The sequence below is a fragment of the Rhodococcus sp. NPDC057297 genome (assembly GCF_042667435.1).
GTDB lineage: Bacteria > Actinomycetota > Actinomycetes > Mycobacteriales > Mycobacteriaceae > Rhodococcoides.
The window spans coordinates 59904-75061 of the sequence record NZ_JBHUZE010000010.1 but is presented as its reverse complement, the minus strand read 5'-3'; the positions used below and the strand labels follow the sequence as shown (position 1 = coordinate 75061).

The window sequence follows — 15158 nt, the reverse complement described above, 5'->3', positions numbered from 1 at the left end:
TTCCTCCGCTGAACATCCTCACTGCCGGAAACGCCCGTATTCCGCTAGGGTACTCACGTCGATCCGGGCCGACGCCGTCGTCGACCTCAGGGGGATCGTTCACTTCGGACCACGGGGAGTCTCATGAAGTTCGCTCGACTTGCACGAACAACGGTGACAGCTGTCATCGCCGTCTCTGCGCTGGCGGTCGCCACGGGCACTGCGCATGCGGAGCCTGCACCACTGGTGACGGGCACCGATCAGGGCATCGCCTACAGCACCACCACCACCGAGGACGGCAAGGCCGTGACGACGATCCTCGACACCGGATCCTTCCGACTCGACGCGACATCGGAGACCGTCGAGGTCCTCGACGCCGCCGGCACGTCCGTCGCGACGATCCCGCTCGCCTACCGGGTCGGTGAACAGGAGTTCTCCATCGCGCCTCTCATCGGAGTCGACGACCGCGAATTGACGCTCACGCCCGCAACGGATCCAGCGCTCGCCACCCCGGTGGCTCGGTCGGTCCTGCCCGTCACCGACGTCAACTCGCAGGCACGCTTTCTCGACGAACTGAACAAGGCATCGTTCGGCGCCGGGGTCAGCGCCGCCATCGGTGCCGGCATCGGACTTGTCATCGGCTGCGTCGTCGGCGTGTTCGTCGGGTGCATCCCCGGTGTCCTCGTCGGCGCCGCCGCAGGTGGAGTGATCGGCCTGATCAACACCGGAGGTTACCCGCTGCAGTCGGCCGCGTTCGACTACTTCACCGGCAGGCCCTGAGCCGCTGCAGCTGCACCGAGTCACCACGCGAAGGGCCCCACGGCAGTGAAGTCCGTGGGGCCCTTCGTCGTGTCAGCTGATCGGTTCGGAGTGCGCCACCCCGTTCGAGGTGGCCTTGTCCTCGTCCAGGTCGTCGCTTCCTGCCGAATTGTTCTTGCCGTCGAGGTTGTTGAGCAGACCGGTGACGTTCACGCCCGAACTTTCCAGCGTCTCGATCACGCCTGCGATGACCTGCGGGCTGATGCCGAGCACTGAACCGATGGATCCCTTCGCGCCGTCGGCGCCGCCGATGATCGAGATGCGGTCGATGTCGCCCACCGGCTTCGCTGCTGCCGCCGTCGCCTCGACGAGCGCAGCCAGCACGTCCGGGAGCGTGAGCAACCGGGCTGCTTGCGGCGTGTAGGAATTGAGCGCCTCGGCGATCTGACGCTTACCAGCCGCTTCCGCTTCCAGCTTGGCCCGCAGACCGTCGGCCTCTGCTTGCTGCTCGGCGCGCAATGCATCCGCCGCCACCTTGCGGCCTTCTGCCTCTGCTTCCAGTTTCGCCCGCAGACCGTCGGCGTCTGCCTGCTGCTCGGACCGCACGGCATCTGCGACGAGTTTGCGCGAATCCGCTTGTGCCGCTCCTGACTGACGCGCCGATTCGGCTTGTGCTTCCGCACGCAGAATTGCAGCTCGACGCTCACCTTCGGCCCTCGCGATCGCGGCCTGACGTTCGGCTTCGGCGGGCGCGATGACGTCCGCCTGCAGTGCCGCTTCCGACTGCTGCGAGCGACGCCGTTCCACCTCGGTACGTGCCTCGACCCGTGCGGCTTCGGCCTGTTCCCGCGCAATGCCGACTGCTTTCGCCGCGGTGGCCTGCGCGAGCGGGCCAGCCTGGTCCGCCTCGGCGTTCTCCGCTTCGGTCTGCGCACGGAGGCGTGCCAACTCGACGTCACGACGCTGATTCGCGGTCGCGATGGCCGTGTCGGCTTCGGCCTGCGCCACCGAACCTTCCTGACGTGCCTTGGCCGAACGAATCTGGGCGTCGCGCTCGGCATCCGCAGTTCCGACCGCTGCGTCACGCTTGACCTCGGCGATACGACGCTGTCCGAGAGATTCGAGATAGCCGTTCTTGTCGGAAATCCCGGCGATCTTGATGACGTCGACTTCCATGCCGATGCGCGCGAGATCGTTCCCGGCCTCGTCGATGACACTGCGCGCCAACGTGTCACGGTTGGAGTTCAGATCCTCGACGGTCATCGTCGCGGTGATACCTCGCAAGCTACCGGCGAGAATGTCGTTGATCTGACGCTGCAGTTCCGTCAGGTCGGACGTCAGGAAGCGTTGCACCGCAGTCTGAACCGCTTCGTCGGCCGAGCCGATACGCACCAGGCCCACTGCTTCCACGTTGACCGGGACACCGTCGTTGGACAGTGCGTTCTGCAGGTTGATGCTGATGTTGAACGGTTCCAGGGACATGATGTCCACGCGTTCGATGCCCGGCACCTTGAAGCGGGCACCACCGCGCACCACCTTGGGCTTGCCTCGACCGGTGAACACCGCGACCTCGTTGGGCGGAACCTTGATGTAGTTCTTGACGTACACCGTCGGCAGCACGACGAAGACGATCAGCGCGACGATCGCCGCGATCACGATTGTTGTCAGCATGTATCAGTTCCCCTCACGAACTCTTTGTAGTCGAAAGCCCCCACCGTGCAGGTCTTTCCGATCATCGACCGTCCACGACGTCGTCGACGGCCACGACGTGGAGATAGGTGTCGTCCACATCGGCGATGTAGACGGTGACACCTCGCAGAAGTGCTACCTTGCCCGAACTGACAGCCCGTGCGCCGACGCGATTGCCTTCACCGTCCGCGAACGACACCTCGCCCCATCCGTCCGCCGTGACGTCCAGCGTGACGGTGCCGAGCAGCCCGATGTACGACGCTCGCCCGATGTGCGAATTGTCCTGCTGCCGAATCATGTACGGAACGAACAGCCCTCGCGTCACGATCACGAGACCCGCCGCCACCGCGATGCCGACGAGAGCTGCAATCGGATCGGGTAGTTCGGTGAGCGCCGAAATCCATCCTGCCGCGCCGAAACCGAACAGCGCCGTCGCGATCGTCGTCAGCGACAGGAACGGCACACCGTCGCCGTGACTGTCACCGAGATCCGAGAACTCGCCGACGGTGAACGTTCCGACCAGTCCGACGACGCCCACGACGAAACACACGATGAACACGGTCAACAATTGAAGAACTCCACTCCCCGAGTCGGTCCAACGAATAGTAAAGGCAATCGTGTCGTAACGGGGGAATCGGTCTCGTATCGTGACCTGACGGCGAGGGTGGCCGCACGTGGACACAACACCGCCGTGTGTTCACAACCGTCATGACGGTTGTGAACACACGGCGGTGTTGTGAGAACGCTGTGTGGTTGGGAGAACGCTGTGTAGTTGCGAGAACGCTGTGTGGTGGCCGACGTGGCCCGAGTGAGCGGTCAGCCGTACTCCGCGACGAGCCGATCGAATTCGTCGCGGTCCACCAGTTGGGGCTCGCCGATCGCGAAGGCCTGCGCGTACTTGCTGGCCAGGTGGTAATCACGGCCGAGTGGGCCCCGCTCACCGTCCTCGTCGTCGCGTTGAATGCTGGAACCCGGCGGGACTTCGTTCTGCAGGCCGTTCGTCTTCTCACCGAGACGAGCGTCGAGCTTTGCGGAAATCTTCTGCATGATCTCTTGGTCGTCGGTCATCGGTATCCCGTACCCACGAGACGACGGTCCTACACCTGTGATTGTTTGTCGGTACCTCGGGGCATCATGGTGGGATGGCCGGCAAGAAAACCAACGCGCAGCAGGTGGACCCGGCGCTGACCAAGTTCTCTCCCGCCACTCAGGAGTGGTTCACCGGCGCATTCGACGCCCCCACGTCGGCACAGGCTGGTGCATGGGAGGCCATTTCCAGTGGTCGGCACACTCTGGTCGTCGCTCCCACCGGTTCGGGTAAGACCCTGTCCGCGTTCCTCTGGTCCATCGATCGACTCACGGTCCGTGAGGTGCCCGCGGAGCGGAAGACGACAGTTCTGTACATCTCGCCGCTCAAAGCGTTGGCGGTCGACGTCGAGAGAAACCTCCGCGCGCCACTCGTCGGGGTGACGCAGACGGCCAAACGACTCGGCCTCGAACCACCGGACATCTCGGTCGGAGTCCGCTCCGGCGACACCAGTCAGGCAGATCGTCGGGCCATGCTGAAGACTCCCCCGGACATCTTGATCACGACCCCGGAGTCTTTGTTCCTGATGCTCACCTCCGCGGCCAGGGAATCGCTCGACTCGGTCGAGACGGTCATCGTCGACGAGGTCCATGCGGTGGCCGGCAGCAAACGTGGCTCGCACCTTGCGCTGTCCCTGGAGCGCCTGGATCTGCTGCTCGGCACACCCGCGCAACGGATCGGGCTGTCGGCGACGGTGCGACCCCACGAGGAGGTCGGACGGTTCCTCACCGGCGCAGCCCCCATCGAGATCGTTGCTCCCCCGTCACCGAAGACGTTCGATCTCACGGTTCAGGTCCCGGTCGAGGACATGACGGAACTGGGTGTCGTGGAGACAGCGGAAGGTGATGCCTCGGCTGCGCCGCAGCACGGATCGATCTGGCCGCACGTCGAGGAGAAGGTCGTGGACTTGGTTCTCGACCACAAGTCGTGCATCGTGTTCGCCAATTCCCGACGCCTGGCCGAGCGTCTCACCGCTCGTCTCAACGAGATCTATGCCGAACGTCTCGGCGACGGGGTCGACACCGCCCACGGCCCCGCGTCGCTCATCGGTAGCTCCAGCGACGTGGGCCACGGTGCCGAACCACTGCTGGCGCGCGCACATCACGGCAGCGTGAGCAAGGATCAGCGCGCCCTCATCGAGGACGATCTGAAGACCGGACGCCTGCGATGCGTCGTGGCGACCAGCAGCCTCGAGCTCGGAATCGACATGGGCGCGGTCGATCTGGTCATCCAGGTCGAAGCACCGCCCTCGGTCGCGAGCGGTCTGCAGCGCGTGGGGCGTGCAGGCCACCAGGTAGGTGAGATCTCCAAGGGAGTGCTGTTCCCCAAGCACCGAACCGACTTGATTCATTGCGCGGTGACGGTCGAGCGGATGACGACGGGCAAGATCGAGGCTTTGTTCGTTCCCGCGAATCCGCTGGACATTCTGGCCCAGCAGACGGTGGCAGCGTGCGCGCTCGAGCCCATCGATGCTCACGACTGGTACGACGCGGTGCGTCGGACCGGGAGCTTTGCAACACTGCCCAGGTCTGCGTACGAGTCGACCCTCGACCTGTTGTCCGGTCGGTACCCGTCGGACGAATTCGCCGAACTTCGCCCTCGTCTCGTGTGGGACCGTGACGCGAACACGCTGACGGGCAGGCCGGGTGCACAACGCCTCGCGGTCACCTCCGGTGGCTCCATCCCGGACCGTGGGTTGTTCACGGTGTACATGGTGGGTGAAAAAGCCTCGCGTGTCGGCGAACTCGACGAGGAGATGGTGTACGAGTCTCGCGTCGGGGACGTGTTCGCGCTCGGCGCGACCAGTTGGCGGATAGAAGAGATCACACATGATCGGGTACTCGTCAGCCCTGCATACGGTCAACCCGGCCGGCTGCCGTTCTGGCATGGTGACGGGCTCGGTCGCCCCGCCGAGCTGGGGCGAGCGCTGGGCGAGTTCCTGCGTAGCACCTCCGAGCGGGAGAACCTCGAGGAGCGTCTCGCCGGTGACGGCCTCGACCCCAACGCAGTGACCAATCTCGTTGCATTGCTCGACGATCAGAAGGAAGCGACCGGTCAGTTGCCCACCGACCGCACGATGATCGTGGAGCGGTTCCGGGACGAGCTCGGAGACTGGCGTCTGGTGCTGCACTCGACCTACGGGCAGCAGGTGCATGCACCGTGGGCACTGGCGATCGGAGCACGACTGATCGAGAGATACGGAATCGACGCGGCACCCACTGCGTCCGACGACGGCATCATCGTCCGGCTCCCCGATACCGAGGACACGCCGCCCGGCGCGGATCTGTTCGTGTTCGAGAAAGACGAGATCGCCGACGTCGTCACCGAGCAGGTCGGTGGATCGGCGCTCTTCGCATCACGCTTCCGCGAATGCGCCGCTCGTGCACTGTTGCTCCCGCGCCGTAATCCCGGCAAACGCGCACCGCTGTGGCAGCAACGGCAACGGTCGGCGCAACTGCTCGATGTAGCGCGGAAGTACCCGACGTTCCCCATTCTGCTCGAGACGGTCCGTGAGTGCCTGCAAGACGTCTACGACCTGCCTGCGCTCGAGGACATCCTCGCGCAGATCGGCCGGCGCCAGATTCGCATCGTCGAGATCGAGACCCCTACCCCGTCACCGTTCGCGAACTCGTTGCTGTTCAACTACGTCGGCGCGTTCATGTACGAGGGCGACAGCCCCCTCGCGGAACGCCGTGCCCAAGCTCTGTCGCTCGACTCGACGCTGCTCGCGGAACTGCTCGGACGTGTCGAGCTGCGTGAGCTTCTGGATCAGGCCGTCATCGAGACGACGGAATTGGAGCTGCAGCGCCTCGCCGAGGACCGTCATGCCAAGGACATCGAGGGTGTCGCAGACCTCCTCAGGATGCTCGGGCCGCTGACCACCGACGAGGTGGCTGCCCGAACGGACGGCGAGGAATCGCCGATGTGGTTGGCGGAGTTGGTCTCCGCCAAGCGCGCCATGGAGGTCACGTTCGCCGGCACGTCCTGGTGGGTGGCTATCGAGGACGCCAGCAGGCTGCGCGACGCACTCGGTGTGCCCCTTCCCATCGGGACGCCCGCAGCGTTCATCGAACCGGTCGACGACCCCCTGACCGACCTGGTCAGCCGGTATGCGCGCACCCACGGCCCGTTCTCCGTCGATGACCTCGCCGAGAGGTTCGGCCTTGGAATCGCTGTCGCTCGAGCATCTCTGGCGGGCCTCGCCGCCGACAAGCGGATCATCGAAGGTGAGTTCCGTCCGGACAGATCAGGGTCGGAGTGGTGCGACGCCGAGGTCCTGCGTCGCTTGCGACGGCGATCCCTTGCCGCGGCCCGGCAGGAAGTCGAACCCGTCGCCACCGCCACGCTCGGACGTTTCCTGCCCGCCTGGCAACACGTGCAGAGCAGGCAGCTGTCCGGCATAGACGGTGTCGCGACGGTCGTCGAACAGTTGGCCGGAGTACCCATTCCCGCGTCGGCGTGGGAGTCGCTGGTCCTGTCGTCCCGTGTTCGGGACTATTCCCCCGCGATGCTCGACGAATTGACCTCGACCGGTGAGGTTCTGTGGTCCGGCCACGGGTCGATCACGTCCAAGGACGGATGGGTGTGCCTGCACATGGCGGACACCGCTCCCCTCACCTTGGCCCCTCCTGCGGAATCGGATCTTTCCGAACTGCAGATCTCGATTCTCGACGCCGTCGCGGCTGGTGGCGCGTACTTCTTCCGGCAACTCTCCGACACCGTCGGAAGCACGGACGACGACAGTCTGCACGCGGCGCTCTGGGAGTTGGTGTGGGCGGGTCGAATCGGTAACGACACGTTCGCGCCGCTGCGGGCACTGCTCAACTCGACGACACGAGCAGCCCCGAGCCATCGCTCCCCACGGAGGACCCCACGGTTGCGGTCGTACCGACGGTTCGAGCGGCCGTCGTTACCGACCCGCACCGGTCCGCCCACTGCGGGCGGCCGGTGGTCCCGCATCCCCGAAATCGAACCCGATGCGACCGTTCGAGCGCACGCCACCGCGGACGTTCTGCTCGAGCGATACGGCGTCGTCACTCGAGGTGCGGTCATGAACGAAGGTGTGCCCGGGGGATTCGCGACGATGTACAAGGTGCTGACCACGTTCGAGGACTCCGGCCGTAGCAGGCGCGGTTACTTCGTGGACACCCTCGGTGGTGCTCAGTTCTCGACGTCCGAGGTGGTGGACCGACTGCGCAGTTACGAGGAGCGAGAGAAGACAGGCGCGCTGGTGCTTGCCGCCTGCGACCCTGCCAACCCGTACGGCGCGGCCCTGACGTGGCCCAAACGGGACACAGGAGAAGATGGACCAGGCCATCGCCCTGGTCGCAAAGCAGGTGCGCTGGTCGTTCTGCACGAGGGCGAGCTAGCGTTGTACGTCGAGCGCGGTGGCAAAACCGTTCTCACCTTCTCCGACGACGATGCGGTGACAGCAGCCGCCGCGGGTGCGCTCGCCGGGGTCGTCAAACGCGGCGGGGTGGACAAATTGCTCGTCGAACGTGTCGACGGGCAGGATATCCATGGCACCGGCTTCTCCCGAATGCTGACCGAAGCAGGTTTTTCCGCCACACCTCGTGGCCTACGGCTGAGGAACTGACGTGCCCGAAGGCGATACCGTCTACCGGTCGGCCAACAGATTGCGCGCTGCACTGGAAGGCAAGGAACTCACCGGTTGCGACATCCGTGTTCCGCGCTACGCCACAGTCGATTTCACCGGACAGACTGTGCACTCGGTGCAGTCACGAGGTAAGCACCTGCTGATCGGGGTCGACGACCATTGGATCCACAGTCACCTCAAGATGGAGGGAACCTGGCAGGTCTACGAATCGGGCCAGCGGTGGCGTCGTCCGGCGTTTCAAGCTCGCATCATCCTGACCACCGATCGATCACAGGCCGTCGGCTTCGAACTGGGTGTGCTCGATATCGTCGAAGATGCGAACGACGCCGTCGGGTACCTCGGGCCGGATCTCCTCGGACCGGATTGGGACGCTGCGCTGGCCGTACGGAACCTGGAATCGGATCCCGAACGCCCCATCGGGCTCGCTCTCCTCGACCAACGCAACCTGGCCGGGCTCGGCAACGTCTACCGCAACGAAATCTGTTTTCTTCGCGGCGTCGATCCGCGCACACCAGTGAAGGACGCAGGCAGCATCGCCAAATTCGTCGACCTCTCCTTCCGCACCATCATGGCCAACAAGGACCGCAACCAACGGGTCACCACCGGTGACCGCCGAGCGGGGCGCCACTTCTGGGTGTACGGACGAGAGAACAAGCCGTGCAGACGATGCAGCACCACCGTCGAATTCGGGTTGTTGGGAGACAATCCGCTCGAGGAGCGCCAGATCTATTCGTGCCCGTATTGCCAGCCTCGTCCCAGCTGATCCACAGGTTCGACTCTCACCATCGAGTCATGATCTTCTTGGCAATTCTCACTGTGGCAGTGATGGCGGTATCCGGAGCCGTGGCATCCCGTGCGCCCCGGAGCCTCGTTCAGACCCCGGAGCGACGGTGAGCGTCACTTCGTCAGTGGCTGTACCGGCTCCAGAATTTCCTGGCGCGCCTCCGGAGCTACGACGCGCAGGGCGTCGGCCGATTCGTCGTCGGGCTGCATCTGAGACTTGACCTCGGCTTCGACGCGAGCGGTGTAGGTCTCCACCTCACGGTCCACGGTTGCGTCGTCCCAACCGAGGATGGGTGCGACGAGTGCGGCGACCTGACCTGCGCAGTTGACGCCGCGGTGCGAGTACTCGATGGAGATGCGCGTTCGCCGCGACAGTATGTCCTCGAGGTGAAGTGCCCCCTCCGCTGCCGCCGCGTACACGGCCTCGACCTGGAGGTAACTGGGCGCATCGGTGATCGGCTGCAGCAGTTCCGGCTTGTCCTTGGCCAGTTCGAGCACCTCGTCGATCAAGGAGCCGTAGCGGTCCAGCAGATGCGTCACCCGGTACGGATGGAGTCCGTACATCTCCGCGAGGTGATGGGTCTGGTTGACGAGAGCGAAGTATCCGTCGGCGCCGACCAGAGGCACCTTCTCGGTGATCGACGACGCGACCCGCGCCGGGATGTCGTCGGCGGCGAGGTCCACGGCGTCCTCCGCCATGACGCGATACGTCGTGTATTTTCCGCCAGCGATCGCGACGAGCCCGGGCGCGACGCGCGCGACCGCATGCTCACGGGACAGCTTCGAGGTCTCGTCGCTCTCCCCTGCCAGCAGCGGACGAAGACCGGCGTAGACACCGTCGATGTCCTCGTGCGTCAACGGAGTGACCAGCACCGAGTTGACCTCGCCGAGGATGTAGTCGATGTCCGCTTTGGTTGCTGCCGGGTGCGCCAGGTCGAGCTTCCAGTCCGTGTCCGTCGTACCGATGATCCAGTGTGCGCCCCACGGAATGATGAACAGCACGGACTTCTCCGTGCGCAGAATGATCGCTGCCTCGCTGACGATACGGTCGCGTGGAACCACGATGTGCACGCCCTTCGACGCGCGCACGCGGAAGCGTCCTCGTTGCGAGGACAACGCCTGGATCTCGTCGGTCCACACCCCGGTGGCGTTGATGACGACGTGGCCACGCACCTCCGTCGTCGCACCGTTCTCCGAATCACGCACGCGCACACCGGACACTCGGTCGGCTTCGCGCAGGAAGCCCACGACCTGGGTGGACGTACGCACGACGGCGCCGTAGTGAGCTGCGGTGCGCGCGACGCTCATGGTGTGCCGTGCGTCGTCGACGACGGTGTCGTAGTAGCGAATCCCACCGATCAAGGACTTGCGCTTCATGCCCGGAGCCATCCGTAACGCACCGGAGCGAGTCAGATGCTTCTGCGCCGGAACGGATTTGGCACCGCCCATGGTGTCGTAGAGGAAGATCCCGGCTGCGATGTACGGTCGTTCCCACACACGATGGGTCAGCGGAAAGAGGAATTCGAGAGGCTTCACCAAGTGCGGCGCCAGCGTCGACAGCGACAGCTCACGCTCGTGCAGCGCCTCGCGCACCAGGCCGAACTCGAGCTGCTCCAAGTAGCGAAGGCCACCATGGAACATCTTCGACGATCGACTCGACGTGCCGGACGCGAAGTCGCGTGCTTCGACGAGCGCCACCTTCAGACCTCGCGTCGCGGCGTCGAGTGCAGCGCCGGCACCGACGACGCCGCCGCCGACCACGACCACGTCGAACTGTTCCGAACCGAGCGCTTGCCATGCATCTTCACGTGCCTGCGGGCCAAGGAAGGTGGTGTTCGATCGGTTGCTCAAGAGCTCGCTCCCCACGTGGATGGTTCGTTTGTCCGTCTGTCGGCGCCGAATCAAGGCTACCGTTCGAGGCGAGTACCCGCCCCGTGCATGTGCACTACGTAAGGAGAGACGTGACCTCGGACACCTTCATCGCATCGATCGATCAAGGAACGACCTCGAGCCGGTGCATCATCTTCGGCCACGACGGGAAGCCTGTGGGCTCCGCGCAGAAGGAACACGAGCAGATCTTTCCGCGGGCGGGCTGGGTCGAACACGACGCCGAGGAAATCTGGGTCAACGTACGTGAGGTGGTCGGCGCTGCGCTCGGCAACGCCGATGTGAAGGCCGAGGACATCGCCGCGGTGGGCATCACCAATCAGCGTGAGACGACGCTGGTGTGGGACCGGACAACAGGAAAGCCGGTGTACAACGCGATCGTGTGGCAGGACACCCGCACGGACGAACTGTGCACCCGGCTGGCCGGCGACATGGGAACGGACCGGTACCAGCACATCACCGGCCTTCCCCTCTCCACGTACTTCGCCGGTCCGAAGATTCGGTGGATCCTGGACAACGTCGACGGCGTACGTGAGCGCGCCGAGGCCGGTGAGTTGTGCTTCGGCACGATGGATTCCTGGGTCCTGTGGAACCTGACCGGAGGGACCGACGGCGGAATCCACGTCACCGACGTCACCAACGCCTCACGCACGTTGCTGATGGATCTCGAGACGTTGCAGTGGCGCGAGGACATCTGCGCAGACTTCGACATTCCCGTCTCGATGCTCCCGGAGATCCGCACCTCCTCGGAAATCTACGGCGAGGTACGCCCGAAAGGAGTGCTTGCCGGAGTACCGATCGCCGGCATCCTCGGCGACCAGCAAGCCGCCACGTTCGGCCAGGCGTGCCTCGAACCCGGTGAAGCAAAGAACACCTACGGAACCGGAAACTTCCTGCTGCTCAACACCGGAACCACGCCGGTCCGCAGTGAGCACGGACTTCTCACCACCGTCTGTTACAAACTGGGAGACAAGGACACCGTCTACGCCTTGGAGGGTTCCGTGGCCGTCACCGGTTCGCTCGTCCAGTGGCTACGTGACAACCTCGGAATCATCAAGAACGCGAAGGACATCGAAGACCTGGCGGGCACCGTCGAGGACAACGGCGGCGTCTACTTCGTGCCCGCGTTCTCCGGGCTGTTCGCGCCGCGCTGGCGCCCCGACGCCCGCGGCGTGATCTCGGGACTGACCAGATTCGCCAACAAGGGCCACATCGCACGAGCAGCATTGGAAGCCACAGCGTTTCAGACCAGGGAAGTGATCGACGCGATGCGCGCCGACTCCGACGTGGAACTGACCACACTCAAGGTCGACGGAGGGATGGTCGTCAACGAACTTCTGATGCAGTTCCAGTCCGACATACTCGGCGTTCCCGTGGTGCGCCCCGTCGTCAACGAAACCACCGCACTCGGCGCCGCGTACGCCGCCGGACTCGCCGTCGACTACTGGAGCGGCGAAGACGACATACGTGCGAACTGGTCCGACGACAAGACGTGGGAACCCGACCTCGATCCCACCGTCCGTGACGAGATGTACGCCAGGTGGAATCGAGCAGTCGAGCGTACCTACGACAGCGCGTGAGCCGACGCCAACCTGCGCACGGCCTCGCGTAGAACGTCGGGTTCGGCGCTGGCGAAGCACAACCGCATGGCGTTTTCGTACGCCGGGTCGTCGGCGAAAGCCCTACCCGGGACGAACGCGACGCCGTGGTCGAGTGCGCGCGGAAGCAGAGCCGTCGCGTCGGTACCGTCGTTCAGCGTCGCCCACACGAACATGCCGCCGTCCGCAGGCGACACCGACATGGCGTCACCGAACGTGGTGGTGAGAGCACGATGCAATGCGGATGCGCGGCTGCCGTACTCGGCCCTCAACGTGGCCAGGTGTGCAGTCAGCCACGGCGAGTCGGCCAGCAACCGTGCCGTCATCTGCTGCGTCATCGTCGATCCGCACAGATCCGCGCCCTGCTTGAGCAACTCGACGGCGTCGCACACGGGTCTCGGCGCGATCATCCATCCCACCCTCAGCGCAGGCGCAAGAATTTTCGACGCACTGGACAGTCTGATGACGCGGTCCGAGTACGACGCGATCGGTGCAGGGGGCTGCGAGTCGAACCAGATCTCCCCGTACGGGTCGTCCTCGAGAATCCAGAAACCGTATCGTTCGGCCAGCTCGGCAAGTGCGCGTCGACGATCGGACGACATCGTCACTCCGCGCGGATTGTGGAAGTTGCTGACGGTATGGACGAGGGCAGGACGAAGCCCGTCTGCCAACAACAGTTCCAGCGCGGTGACGTCCATGCCGTCGTCGTCGATCGGAACCGCACGAATGTCGGCACCGGCAATCGAGAAGACCTGCAGCGCACCGGTATAAGCGGGTTCGTCCACGACGACGACTGAGCCCGGGTCGACCACTGCTTGCGCGACCAGGGTCAGGGCCTGTTGCGAACCGTGTGTGATGACGACCTCGGAGGCGTCGACCCTTCGCCCGATCGCGTCCGATTCCCGGGCGGCAACGATGCCTCGGAGGTCGCGGACGCCGGATGTCTCGCCGTACTGAACCGACGCGGTCTCAATTAGAACGTCGTGCGCGGCCTCGCGAATCCTCTGCAACGGAACGAATTCCGTGGCCGGAAGTCCGCCCGCCATGCTGATCACGTCGCCTCGCGCGGTGAGCGCGAGGAGATCACGTATGGCGGAACTGTGCACGGAGTCGAGTCGATGGGCCAGGGCCGGAAAGGTAGCAGTCATGACATCTCCCAGTGTCGGATGTGTGTGAAGAACCCGAGGATCGACTGGGGTGTGAAGGAGCCGTATGGTGGTCGGCTCCTCCACTATGTCATGACAATTCAAGATATGAAATATGAATCTCACATCTCGAGACGAGAACTAGTCCAGGTCGTCGTGCCGCATGAGTTGACGAGCAGCTTCGGTGATCGATCCCGTCAGCGACGGGTACACCGAGAACGTCGCGGCAAGATCACCCACGGACAGGTTGTTCTGCACGGCCATCGCGATCGGCAGGATCAGTTCCGATGCTGTCGGGGCGACTACGACGCCGCCGATGACCACACCCGTCGCGGGGCGGCAGAAGATCTTGACGAAACCTCGCTTGAGGCCGGACATCTTGGCCCGGGGGTTGGTCGCCAGGGGAAGCATGACGGTCCGGGCCGGCACCTCACCCTTGTCGATCGAGGACTGACTGACGCCCACCGACGCGATCTCCGGACGCGTGAACACCGCCGATGCAACGGTTTTCAGCTTGATCGGGGTGACGCCCTCCCCGAGAGCGTGGTACATCGCGATGCGGCCCTGCATTGCCGCGACCGAGGCCAGCGGCAGCAATCCGGTGCAGTCACCTGCGGCGTAGATACCGGCAACGGATGTGCGAGAGACGCGATCGACGCGCAGGTAACCACCCTTGTCGAGCTCGATCCCCACGTTCTCCAGCCCCAGCCCGGAGGTGTTGGGGACCGAACCGACCGTCATCAGCGCGTGCGATCCCTCGACCGTGCGCCCGTCGGCCAGTTTCACGACGACACCGTTGTCGGTGCGCTCCACCGAATCTGCGCGGGCATGCTTGACGAGGGTGACGCCGCGCTCGTTGAACGCGTCCTCGAGTACCAGGGCTGCATCCTCGTCCTCGTGCGGCAACACACGATCGCGGCTGGACACGGCGGTGACCTTCACGCCCATCTCCGTGTACGCCGACACGAACTCGGCACCGGTCACACCGGATCCGACGACGATCAGATGCTCGGGAAGTGCGTCGAGATCGTAGAGCTGGCGCCAGTTGAGAATGCGCTCACCGTCGGGCTCGGCGCCCTTCAGGATGCGCGGGCTCGCTCCCGTCGAGATGAGTACGACGTCGGCGTCGAGGATCCGCTCGGACCCGTCGGCGAGCGTCGCGCGAATCTGATGCGCAGCCATTCCCACTTTCGAGTCGATCAGCTCCCCCCGACCCGAGATGAGCTCGACACCCACCGATCGCACGCGGGCGGCGATGTCCGCAGACTGCGCCTGCGCGAGCACCTTCACACGCTCGTGAATCTGCGGCAGAGCGATCGCCGCCTGCGACGGGTCGAGGGCGATGCCGAGATCGCTCGCGCGCCGCATCTCCGTTCTGATGCCGGTCGACGCGATGAACGTCTTCGACGGCACACAATCCCACAGGACACACGCGCCGCCGATTCCGTCCGCGTCGACGAGCGTCACCGTTCCCCCGTGCTGCGCCGCCACCAGTGCTGCCTCGTACCCAGCGGGTCCGCCACCGATGATCACGATCCGCGTCGTCATTGATCCTCTTTCTGGAGATTGGGGGAGCCTCGTTGCTGACGTCGAGGCTATTCCAGTGACGCGCG

Annotated in this window: 10 protein-coding genes; 4 read left to right on the top strand and 6 right to left on the bottom strand. The window is 64.7% G+C overall.

Annotated features, from left to right (window positions below; all coding sequences use genetic code 11):
• The first annotated feature begins 123 nt into the window (after positions 1-123).
• On the top strand, positions 124-759 hold the full coding sequence (locus ACFULT_RS23565) for a hypothetical protein (RefSeq protein ID WP_037111222.1): 636 nt from the start codon (positions 124-126) through the stop codon (positions 757-759).
• 72 nt (positions 760-831) lie between these two features.
• Here the strand turns inward: ACFULT_RS23565 and ACFULT_RS23560 are convergent, their stop codons facing one another.
• The 3 genes from ACFULT_RS23560 to ACFULT_RS23550 all read right to left on the bottom strand — a co-directional run bounded on the left by ACFULT_RS23560 (position 832) and on the right by ACFULT_RS23550 (position 3495).
• Positions 832-2409 (bottom strand): flotillin family protein, encoded by a 1578-nt coding sequence (locus ACFULT_RS23560; protein ID WP_037111223.1) that lies wholly within the window; start codon positions 2407-2409, stop codon positions 832-834.
• Between the two features lie 61 nt (positions 2410-2470).
• Positions 2471-2986, bottom strand: coding sequence for a hypothetical protein (locus ACFULT_RS23555; RefSeq protein ID WP_378482771.1), 516 nt, complete (start codon positions 2984-2986; stop codon positions 2471-2473).
• A 257-nt stretch (positions 2987-3243) separates the two neighbouring features.
• Positions 3244-3495 carry a hypothetical protein gene (locus tag ACFULT_RS23550; RefSeq protein WP_019666186.1) on the bottom strand — a complete coding sequence of 84 codons (252 nt, stop codon included), beginning with the start codon at positions 3493-3495 and terminating at the stop codon, positions 3244-3246.
• A gap of 74 nt (positions 3496-3569) precedes the next feature.
• On the opposite strand from ACFULT_RS23550, the gene ACFULT_RS23545 reads away from it, so the two are divergent.
• Together ACFULT_RS23545 and ACFULT_RS23540 are read left to right on the top strand one after the other, a co-directional pair.
• Positions 3570-8111, top strand: coding sequence for an ATP-dependent helicase (locus ACFULT_RS23545; protein WP_378482701.1), 4542 nt, complete (start codon positions 3570-3572; stop codon positions 8109-8111).
• Position 8112: 1 nt separating this feature from the next.
• Positions 8113-8895 carry a DNA-formamidopyrimidine glycosylase family protein gene (locus ACFULT_RS23540; RefSeq protein WP_037111226.1) on the top strand — a complete coding sequence of 261 codons (783 nt, stop codon included), beginning with the start codon at positions 8113-8115 and terminating at the stop codon, positions 8893-8895.
• A 134-nt stretch (positions 8896-9029) separates the two neighbouring features.
• Here ACFULT_RS23540 and ACFULT_RS23535 read toward each other — a convergent pair whose 3' ends face one another.
• Positions 9030-10766, bottom strand: a complete 1737-nt coding sequence (locus ACFULT_RS23535) for a glycerol-3-phosphate dehydrogenase/oxidase (protein WP_037111526.1) — start codon at positions 10764-10766, stop codon at positions 9030-9032.
• A 110-nt stretch (positions 10767-10876) separates the two neighbouring features.
• Between ACFULT_RS23535 and glpK the strand changes: the two genes are divergently transcribed.
• Positions 10877-12382 carry a glycerol kinase GlpK gene (gene glpK / locus ACFULT_RS23530; protein WP_037111227.1) on the top strand — a complete coding sequence of 502 codons (1506 nt, stop codon included), beginning with the start codon at positions 10877-10879 and terminating at the stop codon, positions 12380-12382.
• On the opposite strand, the gene ACFULT_RS23525 is transcribed toward glpK, so the two are convergent.
• Positions 12367-13548: a PLP-dependent aminotransferase family protein gene (locus tag ACFULT_RS23525; protein ID WP_094719084.1), complete on the bottom strand. Its 1182-nt coding sequence runs from the start codon at positions 13546-13548 to the stop codon at positions 12367-12369. The two genes, glpK and ACFULT_RS23525, sit on opposite strands and share 16 nt — an antisense overlap.
• 138 nt (positions 13549-13686) lie before the next feature.
• A complete protein-coding gene (locus ACFULT_RS23520; protein ID WP_378482700.1) occupies positions 13687-15093 on the bottom strand; it encodes an NAD(P)H-quinone dehydrogenase in 1407 nt (468 codons plus the stop codon).
• Positions 15094-15158: the final 65 nt, after the last annotated feature.